The sequence below is a fragment of the Halorubrum ruber genome, assembly GCF_018228765.1.
Classification (GTDB): domain Archaea; phylum Halobacteriota; class Halobacteria; order Halobacteriales; family Haloferacaceae; genus Halorubrum; species Halorubrum ruber.
The window spans coordinates 1,879,453-1,895,434 of the sequence record NZ_CP073695.1 but is presented as its reverse complement, the minus strand read 5'-3'; the positions used below and the strand labels follow the sequence as shown (position 1 = coordinate 1,895,434).

13 protein-coding genes and 1 tRNA gene are annotated in these 15,982 nt (G+C 65.8%); 11 read left to right on the top strand and 3 right to left on the bottom strand.

What is annotated here, in order from left to right:
* Nucleotides 1-294 precede the first annotated feature (294 nt).
* The 3 genes from J7656_RS09385 (at nucleotide 295) to J7656_RS09375 (ending at nucleotide 1,912) form a co-directional block, all read left to right on the top strand.
* A tRNA-Arg gene (locus J7656_RS09385) sits at nucleotides 295-369 on the top strand.
* Between the two features lie 139 nt (nucleotides 370-508).
* Nucleotides 509-688: a hypothetical protein gene (locus J7656_RS09380; protein WP_004596006.1), complete on the top strand. Its 180-nt coding sequence runs from the start codon at nucleotides 509-511 to the stop codon at nucleotides 686-688.
* 315 nt (nucleotides 689-1,003) lie between these two features.
* On the top strand, nucleotides 1,004-1,912 hold the full coding sequence (locus J7656_RS09375) for a S1 family peptidase (RefSeq protein ID WP_211553128.1): 909 nt from the start codon (nucleotides 1,004-1,006) through the stop codon (nucleotides 1,910-1,912).
* Nucleotides 1,913-1,992: 80 nt separating this feature from the next.
* On the opposite strand, the gene J7656_RS15315 is transcribed toward J7656_RS09375, so the two are convergent.
* Nucleotides 1,993-2,247 (bottom strand): PD-(D/E)XK family putative nuclease, encoded by a 255-nt coding sequence (locus J7656_RS15315; RefSeq protein WP_484494410.1) that lies wholly within the window; start codon nucleotides 2,245-2,247, stop codon nucleotides 1,993-1,995.
* A gap of 318 nt (nucleotides 2,248-2,565) precedes the next feature.
* On the bottom strand, nucleotides 2,566-2,982 hold the full coding sequence (locus J7656_RS09370; RefSeq protein WP_211553126.1) for a type IV pilin domain-containing protein: 417 nt from the start codon (nucleotides 2,980-2,982) through the stop codon (nucleotides 2,566-2,568).
* 203 nt (nucleotides 2,983-3,185) lie between these two features.
* Here J7656_RS09370 and J7656_RS09365 point away from each other — a divergent pair, with 203 nt between their 5' ends.
* The 7 genes from J7656_RS09365 to J7656_RS09335 all read left to right on the top strand — a co-directional run bounded on the left by J7656_RS09365 (nucleotide 3,186) and on the right by J7656_RS09335 (nucleotide 13,745).
* Complete coding sequence (locus J7656_RS09365; RefSeq protein WP_211553124.1) at nucleotides 3,186-3,962, top strand: hypothetical protein; 777 nt, start codon at nucleotides 3,186-3,188, stop codon at nucleotides 3,960-3,962.
* A 177-nt stretch (nucleotides 3,963-4,139) separates the two neighbouring features.
* Nucleotides 4,140-5,381, top strand: coding sequence for a hypothetical protein (locus J7656_RS09360; protein ID WP_017343140.1), 1,242 nt, complete (start codon nucleotides 4,140-4,142; stop codon nucleotides 5,379-5,381).
* A 68-nt stretch (nucleotides 5,382-5,449) separates the two neighbouring features.
* Nucleotides 5,450-6,034: a DUF7437 domain-containing protein gene (locus J7656_RS09355; protein WP_017343141.1), complete on the top strand. Its 585-nt coding sequence runs from the start codon at nucleotides 5,450-5,452 to the stop codon at nucleotides 6,032-6,034.
* A gap of 11 nt (nucleotides 6,035-6,045) precedes the next feature.
* Nucleotides 6,046-6,576, top strand: coding sequence for a PIN domain-containing protein (locus J7656_RS09350; protein ID WP_026046212.1), 531 nt, complete (start codon nucleotides 6,046-6,048; stop codon nucleotides 6,574-6,576).
* Between the two features lie 87 nt (nucleotides 6,577-6,663).
* Nucleotides 6,664-9,336 carry a PD-(D/E)XK nuclease family protein gene (locus J7656_RS09345; protein WP_211553122.1) on the top strand — a complete coding sequence of 891 codons (2,673 nt, stop codon included), beginning with the start codon at nucleotides 6,664-6,666 and terminating at the stop codon, nucleotides 9,334-9,336.
* Nucleotides 9,333-12,224: a UvrD-helicase domain-containing protein gene (locus J7656_RS09340; protein WP_211553121.1), complete on the top strand. Its 2,892-nt coding sequence runs from the start codon at nucleotides 9,333-9,335 to the stop codon at nucleotides 12,222-12,224. Before J7656_RS09345 ends, J7656_RS09340 begins: the two co-directional genes overlap by 4 nt.
* Before the next feature lie 156 nt (nucleotides 12,225-12,380).
* Entirely contained in the window at nucleotides 12,381-13,745 is a 1,365-nt protein-coding gene (locus J7656_RS09335) for an MFS transporter (RefSeq protein ID WP_017343145.1), read from the top strand.
* A gap of 43 nt (nucleotides 13,746-13,788) precedes the next feature.
* Here J7656_RS09335 and J7656_RS09330 read toward each other — a convergent pair whose 3' ends face one another.
* Nucleotides 13,789-14,898, bottom strand: coding sequence for a radical SAM protein (locus J7656_RS09330; protein WP_017343146.1), 1,110 nt, complete (start codon nucleotides 14,896-14,898; stop codon nucleotides 13,789-13,791).
* Nucleotides 14,899-15,025: 127 nt separating this feature from the next.
* Here J7656_RS09330 and J7656_RS09325 point away from each other — a divergent pair, with 127 nt between their 5' ends.
* Nucleotides 15,026-15,916, top strand: coding sequence for a DMT family transporter (locus J7656_RS09325; RefSeq protein WP_017343147.1), 891 nt, complete (start codon nucleotides 15,026-15,028; stop codon nucleotides 15,914-15,916).
* The last annotated feature ends 66 nt before the right edge of the window (nucleotides 15,917-15,982 follow it).

Genomic DNA, 15,982 nt, shown 5'->3' with positions numbered 1-15,982 from the left:
TCGTTCGGCCGCGAGGCCGGGCGACCAAGACACATCTACTACCTGAACATGCCCGCTCCGAATAATATTCTTTTTGATCGCCCCTTGCGAGACGACGACGCGTCTCGACGCGGTCGTGGACCCGATCAGCCGCCGAATTCGGGCGCGACCCATGGGGCCCGCACCCCCGGATCGCGGGAACCTGTCACGTCGCCGAATCGATCGACCGCCGGAGTCGGCGCGGAACCGTCGGACTGCGCGGCGGCGATTTGGGATCGCGGGACTTAACACGCTCTCGGAAGTACACGATGATGAGGGCGCTTAGCTCAGTTTGGACAGAGTGCTTGGCTTCGGACCAAGTTGCCACGGGTTCAAATCCTGTAGCGCCCACTTACTTACCGAGCGTTTCACGGCTACTGCCGACTCTACCGTAGCGACCCTCTACGCCACAGAATCGCTCGAACTGATCGCGTTCTGCTAGGCGAATGAGATCCACATCGACGAGCGCGAGGCACACCTTCGAGTTCGGATGGGGAACCTCGCCGACGAGTCCTGGTCGGAGCTGGTGACGCGGCTCAAGCGGTACTGGGTCGGTGCGGGTCGCGATCCTGAGCGGCTGAAAGAGGCGGTGTCGCACTACCGGGACGCGTCGGGTCCGAAGATCCGGCCGGTGCGGAGCGCGTGGGGGAAGGGCCAGACGCTCCGGTAGCGCGGCCCCTCGTGAGTGGCAACACTATCCAGAGGCTCTTTTTGCGGCTGTTTTCGCCATGATCGACCCTCCCGATCGGCGGGTTCGCGACGATCTCGACCGCAACACAAGCGCGGATCCGGACTCGACGAGCTGCTCGTCGACGCCGAACCGACACCGGGGGGTCGGTTGGCGGTTAGAGGTGTGGCTAAGGCCACACAGCTAAGGTACCACCCCCGTTTTCGCGAGAGAAATCATTTTGAGGAATGTCAAATACAGCAGGTATGAATTATAGGCTCCAAAATAATTATTTGCTGTCAGATATATTAGATAGCTATGGCCTCAATAAATCCGGTATACTCTACCGTTACGATGATCAAAGTCGGTAATCGAGACGATTTCGCAACTGGATTTTTTTATAATTTTTTGGATGATACCTACTTAGTGACTAATAAACATGTTCTAGAACCAGATGATAATGTGCCTGCTGACGAGGTGCGATTCTTTATTAGAAGTTATAATAATTTGGGAGATGTAAACTGGATCACAAAATCGGTCGAAGAGGGATCACAAATTGACTGGTATGAAATGGGTGGGAATGATGGATCGGACAATGATATTGACGTGGCAGTAATACCAATTAATCAGAAATTGTCTGACTTTTCAGACTACATCAATAATAACGGGGATGAATCAAATATAGTAACAGGTAGTACGGCTTTTTCGCCACATATGTTGATGGACGGGGATGATGTGGTTTCCGGCGGTGATACAGTATTGGTGATCGGTTATCCAGACGGACTACTTGATAGCCAATCGTATATACCACTACTCCGGAACGCACGAATTTCTACACCCTACGGATTACCTTTCCAAGATGATCCAAAGTTCATAACTGACGCAATGATGTATCCCGGGATGAGTGGTAGCCCGATCGTAGCAGGTCCACGGACCCTGAAAAACCCGGCAACTGGCGGGTTGCGAACAAGTTCTAGGGGATTTGCTTTATTAGGGATTCATTCTGATAATTACCAGCGGGAGATGGAAGATGATTTTGAGCGTCTAAACCTCAACGCTGGATGGTATGCTCAGATACTCAATTTAATAATAATTAATCAAGTAGTACAATCCTCAGACAATCCAGAGAAAACATTCGATAGAATCGATTCAGAATATCCAGATATTAGAGAATTTGATTCGAACCTGATTGCCTCTATACTGCGTCATGCTGTTCAAGCGGAGTGAAGTTATCCTAGCGTCTGTACGTAATATCATCACTCACTTCACCACAAATATAAGTGGACTAACAGCATCATCGCGAGATATCATAGATGTAGCTGACTCGTCGGAATTTGTGCCTCTCGCGAGTGACTCCGATAGTGCGTCTCACCGGGATTCGTCCAGTTCGTGATCTCTAAACCCCGAGCGCGAACCGTGCGCGACGACACGACGGTTATCTCTCTCCCTTCCGCTCGGTACCACACGAGCGCGTAGCCGCCGTCAGCGTCCGCAAGCGTCTCGTGCTGGTCCTCCCAGAACTTGAACGTCGGCCGGACACCGTTGACCATTGACCCCTTCACGTCCTACGGGCGGCCGTCCTCGTCGCTCACGTCGAACTTGAGTCCGTCCACGACCGGATAGTCGAGTGTGAGTGGGTTGCGATCTACCGTCGGTACTTCGTACAGGACCGTTCTCTTGCTCTCGAACCGCAGGACGGTGTCCTGTACGGATCCTATTCAGTCGGAAGCGAATATCGGCTGGCTAACAATGAATTGGATCAAGGGATACACCAGTAGTTCGACAGTGGGCTTGGGTTGCGCCAGAGAACGAGGGGAAGGAGTACGTAGTGCTGAAATTATTCAAAAACTGACGCGTGTTACCGGGGTAGCAGTAACTGATTACGCCGGGATGTCAACGGTGTCTTCGTAGATCGCGCTACCACTGGGATCATGGATGATCCTAACGGTAGCTCCATCATTGTCAGAACTGTTATGTGCTATCGATTTTGACTCTCCGGATTCCCACGCATCATCGCCACTCCATGTTTCGTCTATCCGCTCTCCATTAACCGAAAGGACGAGGTCTCCCTTGTCGATCGATTGTCCACCTGTCTTCGCGATCGTGATGTCGGTATCGTTGACGCTCTCAACTGAGAAGCTCGCCTGCGGCGCGGTGTCACCTAACTGATCGCCGAGTCCGAGGACGAACGTCCCGATAACGGCCGCCAGGATGACGGTAATCGCGACCATGAGGATGACGCCGATGACGGGACTCACTGCCCTGTCGTCCGCGTTGGATTGAGTGCTTGGTTTCATTGTTTGAACCCAGCGGCCACCGACGAACGAGGTTTCGAGGAGTCAGGCGCGGTCATTGACGCGCAAGACAACCCTCCGCTCGTTCAGAACGGTTGCTGGTTACTCGTCAAGAAGTCGGACTGCCTTATGTACTTAATGCCACGAATATCAGCGGAGAAAATTGGACACATAGAGTCAAATTCGCTGACGTGATTACCGTGATCATGGAACCCACGGCGAAAGCCCTCTCCCGGACTTACGGCGATCGCGTGTATCCGGACCCGTGGGAGAAGGTCCTCGATTACCGCCGCGTCCGCGAGTACGCCGCCGAACACCCGACCGCCGGGCGAGTGCGCGTCGGCCGTGCGCTCGACCTCCCCGCCGAGCGCGTCCGCGGCTGGCTCGAGGACGTCGTTCCCGATCCGGTTCGAGGGATCAACACGGCGATCGACCGCAGCTGGCTCGATCCGGATCCCGACGGCGAGATGGCCGCCGCGCTCGTCGATCTGCTCGCGCACGTCCTCGCCGGCGGGAGCATCCCCGCCGACAACTACGTTCCCGCTGTGACACCGGGAGAACGCGTGAGCGCCGCGGAGATTCGAGCGGCCTTCGAGCGCGTCGGCGTCGAGACGCGCACCCGCAACGCCGACACGCCCGGCCGCGCGACCGAGGTCGTCCCCACGTGTGACGGCACGGTCCTCGGTCGGTGTCTCGTCGCGATGGGCGCGCCGACCGGCGCGAAGACGTCGCTCGACCACCTGCCCGCGGTCGTGTGGGACGTCCCTCGGCCGGTCCGGCGGTCGTTCGCGCGGACCTACGTCCGACACCGCGGGCTGGACTACGCCGACAAGTCGACGACGCGCGTTCAGGTCGAACGGCCGAGTTCGTTCATCGCGGAACTGCGCGAGGTGCTCGACGACGTGATCGACGAACGCGTGACTACGGCCGACGCCGGACTCACCATCTCCGCGGCCGCAGCCCGCGAACTCGGCGTCGAGTAGCGCCGCCGGGTCAGTCCGCTACCCTTCGGGTTCGTCCGCGTCGAGGGCGTCGAGTTCCTCCGGCCGGTCGTAAAAGGTCATACTCGAAGTAATGATTACCGCGATAATGACCCATATCCTCCTCCCGGGCTCACCGTTACCCCCATCTTCATGAGCCGGTGATAACATCTGACCGTCATGGCAAGCGCGGCGTCGCCGCTCTCGGAACCGCGCGTGTTGGCGCACGCGAAGCGCCGTCTGTTCCCCGCCGACGCGGACGACGGGTACGCGGTCGTCGACACGCAGTTCTCGTCCGACCGGTGGCTCGCGAACGAGTCCATCGATCCGGCGATCACGGACGAACTGGCGCCGTTCAACCACGTCCGCGTCGGCTCCGGCTACCCCGACCTCGTCGGCGTGCGACTGTTGAGCGACGAGCTACTGGCCGTGGACCGCCTCGGCGACGACCCGCCGCTGGTGGTCGTCGAAGCGAAGGGCCACACGAACCGGCGCGACGCCGACGTCGAGCGCGGCATCGTTCAGGCGTACGACCGGCTCCACGAGGCGAACGCCGCGTACGTCGCGGTCCCGGCGGACACCGTCTCCCAGTCCGCCAGAACCCTCGCTCGCGAACTCAACGTCGGCGTCCTCGGCGTGGCCCCCGACGGCACCGTCGATCCGGTCGAAACGCCGCGCGTCGTCGGGAACCGAACGACGACCGAGACGACGGCCATCCGGTTCCAGGCCGGCGCGCAGGGCGTCGCCGGCAAGTCGTTCGGCCTCAACCACCCGAAGAACTACCTCGCGTACCCCCTCGCGGTCTCCCACGAGCGCGACACGGAACGGGTCCTCGCGGAGCACGTCGTGCGCGCCACCGACGACGCCCGGACGGGGGCGGCCTTCCTGAACCTCATCGACGACCAACCCGCCTCTCCCCGGCTGACACCCCTCGGCCGGGAGGTCGTCAGGTTCGCGCTGCGGGAGTACGGGTCGGTCGAGGCCGCGATAGCGACGTTCGACGACTGGAAGCGCTCGCGGGAGCGCTTCTGTGACCTTGCGCCGAAGTGGGGCATGCTCACGAGGCGCGTCGTCTACGACTATCCGGCGACGCAGCTGCTCGTCGAGGAGCTCCAGCACATGCACGAGGACGGGATCAGTGAGCCGAGCCTCCCGGACGTCGTCGCGTACCTCCACGAGTTACACCCGTCGTTCACGGTCGAACTGTTCGTCCGCGGGGACGACGACGTCCGGAGCCGCGTCCTGAACGCCGACGGGGAGTTACAGCGCGAGCCCCTCACCGACGGGGAGGTCTACCACTCGCCCACCGTGTTCCAGCTGAAGGCGGTGCTGTATCACGCCGGAATCCTGACTTCACGGGGCGCGGAACCGTCGAATCTGGACCCGGCGAGCGACGTTTGGGCGTTACGCGAGTCGGTGTAACACGATTCAGTCTCGGTTCCGAGACGTGCCCCAAAGCGTTATTACACAACACATGAATTATGTATTGTATGTCAAAAACCGCCGAGGGGCCTGAGCGCGCCGTTAACGGCCTCCTGTCGGTGGCCCAGCTGTTGGAGGAGCCACGGCTGGCGCGGCTGTACACGTTCGTCCTCCGTGAGGGGGGCGTCACGATCGACGGCGTCGTTGACGCGTTGGAGATGCCGCGGACGACCGCGTACTCCGATACGGGCACGCTCGTTGAGCTCGGGGTATTGACGCGAGACGAAGAACAGAAGACGCACGTCTATTCGGCGGTCCCGATCACGCTCACCGTCGACCTCGACGGGGACGAATACACGGTCACTCCGATCCTCATCGAAGCGATCGGACGCGCACCCCGCGATCGGGATCTCGATCTCCTGCTCGAAAAGCACGGTCTGGGAAAGCTCGCGGCCGCACTAACGTACGCGATCCCCTACGCCGAAGGCGAGATGTCGGAGCGGGTCGCTGCCCGTGAACTCGATCTGCAGCCCGCGTTCGCTATCGCCGTCTTACAGGCCCTCCGAGAGGTCGTCCTCGACATGGAGTCGGTCGACCCGTACTTCGAGGACATCCGGAGTGCCAGCGAGCGACCGCCGGAGACAGCGGACTGACGGCAGCAGCGATGAGTGGGGCATTCGATCCGATACAGGCGGATGTCCTCTGGGTCGCGGATACGGGGCTGTTTGTCGCCTGGGGCCGCCAGCGGAACAACAAGTACACCGCGCTGGAGCGGTTCGCCGGGCGGAACGACATCACGTTGGTGATTCCACAGCGTGTGTACGACGAACTCGGTGGCGCACCGGATCGGAGTACACCGGGCCAGACCCCGATCAACAGCGCGATCGATGCGGGGTGGGTGGCGGTCGCTGACGAACCGGACTACACGAACGGTACCGTGTCGCAGGTGATGGACGACGTGCGGACGTTCATCGCACGGTCGTCGAATCGACGGGAGGATCAGATTGAGAAGGCGGACACCGCGCTCGCGGCGGTTGCGGCGGAACGTCTCGACACGGGCGACGTAGCGTTCGCGTGTATCGTGACAGCCGACATCGACGCTGGTGAGGGAATCGTCTCTGTACTCTCGCGAAACGGGTTCGACGACCGCGTTCAGTTCAAGAATGGATTCGAGCTGATCGAAGAGATCACCTGATGAGGAGCAACCGTTCGCTGTACGAGTGAGACGATCGAGGGCGGCGTCCCCGCTATCTTTTTGTGACTCGTCCGGGTCGCGGTAGTCGTGCCTATTCGGAGAGCGAAACCCGCGGAGACACTCTACGCGGAGGTCGCCGACTACGACCTCGTCGTGACTCCCGACGCCGCGCTGGCGAGCGCGATCAACCGCCGCCTCGACCGCCCGCACTTCGGGACGTTCGCGACCACGCCGCGTCGCCTCGCTGCCGGCCGGCGCGAGCAGGCGGAGGACCGCCGCGCGTTCCTCGAGCTGGTCACCGAGACGGACCACGACTGGAAGGCGGTCGCGTACGCCGTCGGGAACGTCCTCCAGTGTTGGGAACACACAGGCCGCCTCGACGCGATCTTGGAGTACGACGCCTACGTCGACGACGCGACCCGCGAGGTCGTCGACGTCATGCGGACCCTCCGCACGACGTCGAAGCGACTCAGCGAGTACACGGTCGACGAGGACCTGTCGGTCAACGGGGATCGGTCCGTTGACGGGGATCGGTCGGTCGCCGGGGGTCGGTCCGTTGACGGGGATCGGTCGGTCAATGGGGATCAGTCCGTCGCGGTCGTCGGCCACGATCAGCTGACCGAGCTGGAACGGAGCGTCCTCCCGGAGGAGTTCGACCGCGTCGAGCTGTTCGCCGACGAGGCGTTCGACCACCCGCCCTTCCACGTCTTCGAGTCGGCGACGGACGTCGTCGCCGCGCTCCTCGACACGGTCTCGGCGCGCAACGCCGAGCACGTCGCCGTCGTCCTCGACGGCGGCGGGAAGTACTCCTCGCTCGTCGAGTCCGCGTTCGAGGCGGCGGACGTCCCCTTCTACGGCGGTCCGGGGTTCGCCGACGACCCGCACCACAGGGCGTTCGTCCGGCTCCTCCGGCTCTGCTTCCGGGGATCCGAGACGACCGTCGGCGACGCCGCTCCGGTCCTCACGCAGCTGGGGATCGACGCGCCCATCGCCGACCGCGAGCGGCGACTGGCGGCGGTCGACCGACCGGGTGTGGAGTGGCTGCGAACGTTCCGCGACCGTCTCGAGGACCGGACGTTCGCGGAGGCGCTCGACGCGTACGCGTCCGAGGCAGGCGTGGAACTGAGCCGGCTCGACGAGGAGCTGGAGAGCCTCGGCCTCGCCGACGAACTCGTGACGGACGGCGCCGTCGACCGGCTCGCCTACTACCTCCAGACGTACGAGGTCCCGGTCGACAGGGACAACGAGGGCGTCCTCCTCGCCGACGCGAAGTCCTCCGCGTACGTCGATCGCCCCGTCGTCTTCCACCTCGGCATGGGCGAGGAGTGGACGCACTCGGCGCCCCAGCGGCCGTGGGTGGACACCGAGGCGCAGTTCGACCGCTACGTCGGGAGCTTCCAGCGCCTGCTCCAGAGCGGCGACCGGCAGTACTACCTCGTTCAGGACGCGGCCGGCGGGGAGCCGATCACCCCCTGTCTGTACCTCGGCGACCTGCTCGACGAGGAGTTCGAGCGGTTCAGCGACCTCGACTCGGTCGAACACCGGCGGCGGCCGCGGGCGACGGGCGCGGGCTTCGAGCGCGAGTCGACCGGGGTCGACCCCCAGTCGGTCGAGACGGTCAGCCAGTCGACGCTCAACAGCTACGTCAACAGCCCGCGGGACTACCTCTTCGGGCGGCTCCTCGACACCCCCGACCAGGAGCGGTTCGTCGAGGGGAACCTCTTCCACGACTTCGCGGAGTTCTACGTGAACCACCCCGACGTCGTCGCGGCGGCCGACCTCGACGACCTCGTCGACGCCATGCTCGCGGAGACGGAGGCGTTCTTCTCGGCCGCCGACGAGCCGCTCCGCCGCCGGACGTATCGCGTCGGCCTGGACCTGATAACGGAGTACCTCGACGAGGAGGGACCAGAGTCGGACGAGTTCCTCACGCCGGCGTCGGGGTGGGGAACGAACTTCTTCGCCGAGCACTTCGACGAGCCGGTCGACTCCCCGCTCACCGAGCGCTGGTTCGAGGACGACGCCCTCGGCGTGAAGGGGAAGATCGACCTCGTGCGGTCGCCGACGCAGCTTCTCGACTACAAGAGCGGCCGCAAGAAGCGGCTCACGCAGGTCGTCAAGGGCGCGGCGCTCGACCCGCCGGCGGACGCGCCGAACTTCCAGGCCGCGCTGTACCTGACCTACTACCGGACGGTCCGCCCGGACGAGCGCATAGAGTTCACGTTCTTCCACTTCCTCGAACCGATGGCCGACGCCGTCGCGGGCGACGCCGACCTCGACGACGCGCTCACGACGGTCACCTACCACCCGATCTCGTTCGACGAGTACATCGGGTCCCGGGAGGCCTTCGAGCGGCTGCTGGACGGCTACAACGACTGCCGAGAGACGTTCGAGGACCTCGGCTACGCCGCATACGAGGAGATCGTGGCGCCCCTGACGTTTCCCGAGACGACGGAGCGAGACGAGCTGCGCGACTCCGAGTTCGCCGAGCGGTTCACCGCCGCCGTCGACGCGGCGACGTCCGCGGACGTCGACGCCGAGAAGGGCGTGGACCAAGCGATCCGAGAGTTCAACGGTATCCGCAAGCGGGCGTTCTTCCGCGAGGACTTAGACGCCTTCGAGGCGTTCGTCGACGAGCGCATAGAGGAGCTCAACGCCCGGCGGGCCGGCGAGGAGCGGTTCCCGGTCGACGGGCTTGCCGGCGAGCCGAACTACCGGCGCGTGGACAACCGCGACCTGCTGTTGGGGGACGAGCGATGAGCGAGCCGACGCCGAACGACGTCCAGCGGGAGCTCATCGAGAGCACGGAGGGCCCGTACCTCGTCGACGCCGGTCCCGGGACGGGGAAGACGTTCGCCGTCACCCGTCGCTACGGGCGGATCGTCGACCGACCCGACGTGGAACCGGAGGACGTGCTCTTAGCGACGTTCACGCGGAGTGCCGCGACGGAGATGAAAGAGCGGATCGTCGACCACAGCGGGTACGGGCTGCGGGAGCTGGCCGACGCCCCGATCCGGACGTTCCACTCGCACTGCCACGAGATCCTCCAGGAACACGGGTACGCCGCGCCGACGCACCTCGGCCTCGACGAGCGGATCACGGGCTCGACGCGGATCCTCGAAGACGAGCTGATCGAGGCCGAGCGGTTCCGCGAGTTCTTCGGCGGCTTCCGCGACGACCACCCGGAACACGCCGACTTCTATCGGGCGCTCTCCGCGCCCGGCGAGGTGCTCGACCTGATCGAGGAGCTCGCGTCGAAGGGAATCTTCCCGACGACCGACGGCTGGTACCGGGACGGGGAGTCTCACCTCGACGGGGACTTCGAGGCGTTCCAGGAGCGGTTCGACGCCGCGAACCAGCCTCGGAACGACGGTCGAAAGCAGTCGGAGCTGCGCGAGGACCTGAGCGGCTTCGGCCGGGACAAGGCGTACCGGGCGGACGCGCCGTCGAAGTCGACGCTCCGCGGCGGCCGCGGGACGAAGCGGCTCGACGACGACGTGGCGCGGCAGGTCTTCTACGAGGAGCGCGACGGGCTCAAGGCGTTCGTTCACGACGTGTACGTCGAGTACCTCAGGTTCGCGCTGCGTCGCAACTACCTATCCTTCAGCTTCCTCCAGCTGTTCGCGTTCGTCCTCCTGTGCGAGGACGAGCGCGCCCGGGAGGCGGCGACGTTCGAGTACGTGATAGTCGACGAGTTCCAGGACACGAGCGAGGTCCAGTTCAAGCTCGCGTTGCTGCTCTCCGGAACTGAAAACTTCTGCGTCGTCGGCGACTGGAAGCAGAGCATCTACTCGTTCCAGTACGCGGACGTGGACAACATCCTCGAGTTCGAAGCGCGGCTGGAGCGGTTCGCCGCCGACCTCAACGCCGACGCGGATCGGGTCCCCTTCGACTCCCCCGACCCGACCCGGATCGAACTGCGGGAGAACTACCGGTCCACCGAGTCCGTCATCGACCTCTCCGAGCGAGCGATCGTGACGCCGGCGTCGAGCGGCGACACAGTCGGGACCGGCCTCGACGACGTCGTCGCCCTCTCCTCGAACGCCGCCTTCGACAACACGGTCGTCGAGGGGATCCGCCACGAGGACGAACACGAGGCCGTCCTCTCGAAGGTCCAGGAGATAGTCGGTAACGACGACTACGCCGTCGAGGGCGAGGACGGCGAGCCGCGTCCGCCGGAGTACGGGGATATCGCGGTGTTCACGCGAACGCGGGACTACGGCCGCGAGCTCCTCGACGTCGCCGCCGAGTACGACTTCCCGGTGGCCTACGACGGCGGGGTCGAGCTGTTTCGGACCGACCCGGCGAAGCTGCTGCTCGCGTGGCTCCGAATCTTAGAGTCGGACGCCGACCGCGGCTGGGCCGTGGTACTCGAACGGGCCGGGTATGCGTTCGACGAGATCGATCACGCCCTTGAGACGGGGACGTACCCGACCGAGCCGACGGAGTTCCGCGACGAGCTCCGCGAACTGGAGTCGGTCGGCGCGGTGGCGCGCCGCGTCCTCGACCGCTACGGGTACGCGGGCGACGTCGCTGACGTCCTCCTCCACACGCTCCAGTCCGTCCACGACTCGACGACGGCGACCCGCGGGGAGCTGATCCGGCACATCGAGCGCGGCGTCGAGACCGGCAGCACCGTCGACGTCCGCGCGACCGCGGGCGACGACGCGGTGACCGTTCAGACGATTCACACGGCGAAGGGGCTGGAGTACCCGATCGTCGTCATGGCGAACATGAACGAGGGGCGCTTCCCGCCGCGGAGCGGCGGATCGAGCGTGATAGGGTACCGCGACCCGGTCGGCCTCCGACAGCGGAAGATCTACTCGGAGGAGGGCGCTCACCCGCACGTGTACGACAACTGGCGGCACGACGTCATCAGGCGCTGTCTGCCGCGCGAGTACGACGAGGAGCGGCGGCTGCTGTACGTCGCGGTCACGCGTGCGGAGAGCCACGTCGTGTTCGCTGCCGGGGAGGACCCGAACACGTTCCTCGAGGAGCTCCCGGTCGCGGTCGAGGAGATCGAACCGGACGTCGAGCCGCTCGACCGCGGCGAGCCGGGCGACGCGGAGCTGCCGTTCGCGGTGACGGCGCCGGACGGGCCGATCGGTCACTCACCGCACTCGCTGATGGACGAGTCGGTGTTCGAGGAGGCCGGAGAGCGTCGGGAGGCCGGCCCGGATCACGAATCCGAACCCGAGACGCGGGGAATGGACTTCGGCTCGCGCGTCCACGACTTCGCGGAAGCCTACGCCCTCGGCGACGACGAGACGCCGTCGAACGACCACGAGCGGCGGATCGTCGAACTGCTCGACGGGCTGTCGGGCGAGAAACACGTCGAGGAGCCGGTGACGCTCCCGATCGACGTCGACGGCCGCCGGGTCACCGTCTCGGGAATCGTCGACCTCGTCCACGTGACTGCCGACCGGGTCGAGGTGATCGACTACAAGACGGACGCGACGCGGCGCGCCCAGTCGGAGTACAAAAAGCAGCTCAGCGTCTACTACCACGTCCTCGACGAGTGGTTCCCCGAGAAGGCGGTCGAGACGAGCCTGTTCTACACGAGCGACGGGACGCGCGAACCGATCGAGCCGCACTCTATCGAGGAGCTGCGCGCGCTCGTCCGGTCGGCCGAGGCGGAGTCCGACTGACGGAGGCGGATACCGAGAGACAGAACCGGACCCCGAATTACGGAGTCGGATTTTTGTCGGCTCGCACCGGAGGTCGGGTATGACCGCTGCCCTCGCACCGCCGGCTCGGATCGGAGCCGACGACCGCGACCGTCTCGCGACATCGGGGGACGACGCGTGAGCGACGACCCGACGGGTACCGAGGCGGAGGGGTCCGGCGCGCTCGACGCGTTCAGGCGGTTCTTTGCCTTAGAGCGAGATGTCCTCGTCTTATCGGTCGCGATGTTCGCGTTCAGTCTGGGATTCCAGATGACGAATCGGTACCTCCCGGAGTACATGGTGGCGCTCGGCGCGTCCGGGTTCGTCGTCGGCCTGTTCGGCACGTTCGGCAACGTCATCTCGGCGCTGTACCCGTACCCCGGCGGCGCGGTCTCGGACCGGATCGGGTCGCGCTACGCGCTGACGCTGTTCGGGCTCCTCTCGACGCTCGGCTTCCTCGTCTGGCTGGTCGCTCCGGGGATCGGCGCGATCACCGTCGCCGGAGTCTCCCTCGAGCCGTGGGTCTGGATCTTCGTCGGCCTCGTCCTCGCGCAGGCGTGGAAGTCGTTCGGCCTCGGCGCGACGTTCGCCGTGGTCAAGCAGGCGACGGACCCCTCGCGGCTGGCCGCGGGGTTCGCCAGCACGGAGACGTTCCGGCGGACGGCGTTCCTCGTCGGGCCGGTGCTGGCGGCCGTCCTCATCGGGCTTCGCGCCGACTTCACCGTGAGCTTCCAGTACGTCCTCGCGGTCGCGGTCGTTTTCGGCGTCCTCGGAACCGCGGTCCAGCACGTCCTCTACGACGCGAGCGGCGACTCCCTCGGCGACTCGTTCGCGGGGCTCGACCAGATTCGGCGGGACCTCCGCGAGATGCCGGAACCCCTCCGGCCGCTGCTCGTCGGCGACACGCTCGTCCGGTTCGCGAACGGGATGGTGTACGTGTTCTTCGTCCTCGTCGTCACGCAGTTCTTCGAGGTCGGGCTGGACGCCACCGTCGCGCTCGCCGGCTTCTCCTACGCCGTCGACCTCTCTCCGCAGGCGTTCTTCGGCTACCTCCTCGGCGTCGAGATGCTCGTCGCGCTGCTTATCATGGTCCCCGCCTCGAAGCTCGCGGAGCGCGTCGGACTGAAGCCGGTGGTCGCGGTCGGCTTCGCGGTGTACGCCGTCTTCCCCGTCGTGTTGATCTACGCGCCGACGCTGGCGGGGTCGGCGCTGCCGCTCTGGGCCGTCATGATCGCCGTCTTCGCGTTCTCCGGTCTGCGGTTCGCCGGGCTCCCGTCGCACAAGGCGCTGATCGTCGGGCCGGCGGAACGGGGAACCGGCGGCCGCGTCACCGGGACGTACTACCTGATCCGGAACACGATCGTGATCCCGAGCGCCGCGCTCGGCGGGTATCTGTGGGACTTCGTCAGCCCCGAAATCGCGTTCACCGTCGCGGCCGTCATCGGCGTCGTCGGGACCGGCTACTTCCTCGCGTTCGGCGAGGAGTTCGAGGCATACGCCTGAGGCCGAGCCCGGACGCCGAGCGCTCGGTCGCCGGCGGCGCGACTCAGTCCGCCGGCTCCGGTCGGTCGCCATCTTCGCCCGCGCCGCGCTGCCGTTCCGGAAGCGGCCCGTCGTACCCCTCGGGGACGTACGGGCACAGCGGGTCGCTGCCGGTCGGATCGCCGGTGACGGCGTAGGCGCGCGACCGGCTCCCGCCGCAGACGTGGCGGAACTCACAGGCGCCGCACTTCCCCGAGAAGCCGTCGGGGTCGCGGAGGGATTCAAAGAGGTCAGAATTGCGGTAGACGTCAACGACCGACCGATCGCGCACGTTCCCGGCCGATTCGGGGAGGAACCCCGATGGGTACACCTCGCCCGTGTGGCTGACGAACGCGAACCCGCGCCCGGCCGTGACCCCGCCCCGTCGCTGGGCGGCCCCGTCGGGCGCCCCCGCCTCGGCCCGCTGGATACCCACGCGGCGGTAAAAGGGCGCCTCGGTCGTCTTGACGCCGAAGTGCTCCTCCTCCGAGACCTCGTGGAGCCACGCCATCGCCTCCTCGGCGCGCTCGGGCGAGACGGGGTCGAGGACGCGGCCGCGACCGACCGGGACGAGGAAGAAGACGCTCCAGAGGACGGCGCCGATGTCGCGGACGCGGTCGCGGATCGCGGGGAGGTCGTCGACCGTGTCCGCGCAGACGGTGGTGTTGACCTGGAGCGGGATCCCGGCGTCGCGGGCGGCGCGGGCGGCCGCGACCGTGTCCGCGAAGCTCTCCTCGCCGCGGAACGCGTCGTGGCGCTCCCGGGTCGAGCCGTCGAGGCTGAGCGCCATCCGCGCGATCCCCGCGTCCCCGAGGTCGCGGACGCGCTCCGGCGTGAGAGACCGGGTTCCGCTCGGCGTGATCGTCATCCGGAGGCCCAGGTCGTCGCCGTGCGCGACCAGCTCGGTGAGGTCGTCGCGCGCGAGCGGGTCGCCCCCCGAGAGGACGGCTAACTGCCCGTCGCCGAACGCGGCGGCGTCCGCCAGCAGTCGCTTCCCCTCTGCGGTCGTCAGCTCGTCCGGGTGCCGCTGCGGCCGTGCGTCGGCCCGGCAGTGCCGACACGCGAGCCCGCAGGCCTGCGTCACCTCCCAGACGAGGACCAGCGGCCGCCGGTCCGTGTCGAGGTCGTCGAACATCGCTTACGTTCCGCTACGATCCCGACCCGTTTGGGGCCGTCCCCGAACGTGTTCCCCAGCGGTCGCAGCGGGCGATACCCGGACTGGTTCGACGGGTACTTCGCTGTCGACGGCGACCTCCTCGTGAATGAGTCGCTACCGGACGGCCGGCCGCTTCGTGCTGCTGTGTGCGGTCTGGGGAACGGCGTTCATGGCGACGGACGTCGGCCTCGCGGACCTCCCCGCGGTGCCGTTCGCGGCCGTGCGCTTCGACGTCGCCGCCGCGCTGCTGTTCGGCGCCGTCCTCGCCACCGGTGCGGATGTCCGCCCCCGGACTCGGGACGACTACGTCTACGTGCTGGTCGGCGGTGCCCTCATCATCGGCGCCCATCACGCGTTCCTCTTCGCCGGCCAGCGGTACGTCACGGGCGCCGTCGCCGCCGTGCTGTTGGGGCTGGTCCCCGTGGTGACCCCGGCGCTCACGCGGCTCGTCACGACCGACGAGGAGTTCACCGCCGCCACCGCGCTCGGCGTCGCGCTCGGGTTCGTCGGCGTCGTCGTCATCGCCGACCCCGACCCCGCGAACCTCGCGGACAGCGTCCTCGGCGTCGCGCTCGTGCTCGCGTCAGCGCTCGCGTTCGCCGTCGCCGCGGTCGTCACCCACAGCCGGTCGCCGTCGATGTCGTTCCTCTCCACGCAGGCGTGGATGATGGCGGTCGGCGCGGGAGTCCTCCACGCCGCCGTGCTCGCGCTCCCCGGTCAGTCGTTCGCGGCCGCCACGTGGACTCCGTCCGCGCTCGGCGCCGTCGCCTACCTCTCCGCGGTCGCCGGCGTCGGTGGGTTCCTGCTGTACTTCACGCTCCTCGACGACCTCGGCCCCATCGAGATGAGCTTCATCGAGTACGTGATCCCCGTGTTCGCGGCGCTGGCGGGCTGGTTCGTCCTCGGGCAGGAAGTGACGCCCGCGGCCGTCGTCGGGTTCGCGTTCATTCTGGCGGGGTTCGTCGCCGCGAAGTGGCGGGCGCTGCGTGGAACGTAGCGGCGCGCGGTACGGGTTCACGGCTCTGTTGAAATCCTGTTCTTCAGATAGACTTTCACCTGAAAC

What these genes read in the sequence shown, in the direction of transcription:
- J7656_RS09380 (WP_004596006.1), top strand. Translation starts at nt 509, where the DNA reads ATGGGGAACCTCGCCGACGAGTCCTGGTCGGAGCTGGTGACGCGGCTC.
- J7656_RS09375 (WP_211553128.1), top strand. Translation starts at nt 1,004, where the DNA reads ATGGCCTCAATAAATCCGGTATACTCTACCGTTACGATGATCAAAGTC.
- J7656_RS09370 (WP_211553126.1), bottom strand. Translation starts at nt 2,982, where the DNA reads ATGAAACCAAGCACTCAATCCAACGCGGACGACAGGGCAGTGAGTCCC.
- J7656_RS09365 (WP_211553124.1), top strand. Translation starts at nt 3,186, where the DNA reads ATGGAACCCACGGCGAAAGCCCTCTCCCGGACTTACGGCGATCGCGTG.
- J7656_RS09360 (WP_017343140.1), top strand. Translation starts at nt 4,140, where the DNA reads ATGGCAAGCGCGGCGTCGCCGCTCTCGGAACCGCGCGTGTTGGCGCAC.
- J7656_RS09355 (WP_017343141.1), top strand. Translation starts at nt 5,450, where the DNA reads ATGTCAAAAACCGCCGAGGGGCCTGAGCGCGCCGTTAACGGCCTCCTG.
- J7656_RS09350 (WP_026046212.1), top strand. Translation starts at nt 6,046, where the DNA reads ATGAGTGGGGCATTCGATCCGATACAGGCGGATGTCCTCTGGGTCGCG.
- J7656_RS09340 (WP_211553121.1), top strand. Translation starts at nt 9,333, where the DNA reads ATGAGCGAGCCGACGCCGAACGACGTCCAGCGGGAGCTCATCGAGAGC.
- J7656_RS09330 (WP_017343146.1), bottom strand. Translation starts at nt 14,898, where the DNA reads ATGTTCGACGACCTCGACACGGACCGGCGGCCGCTGGTCCTCGTCTGG.
- J7656_RS09325 (WP_017343147.1), top strand. Translation starts at nt 15,026, where the DNA reads ATGAGTCGCTACCGGACGGCCGGCCGCTTCGTGCTGCTGTGTGCGGTC.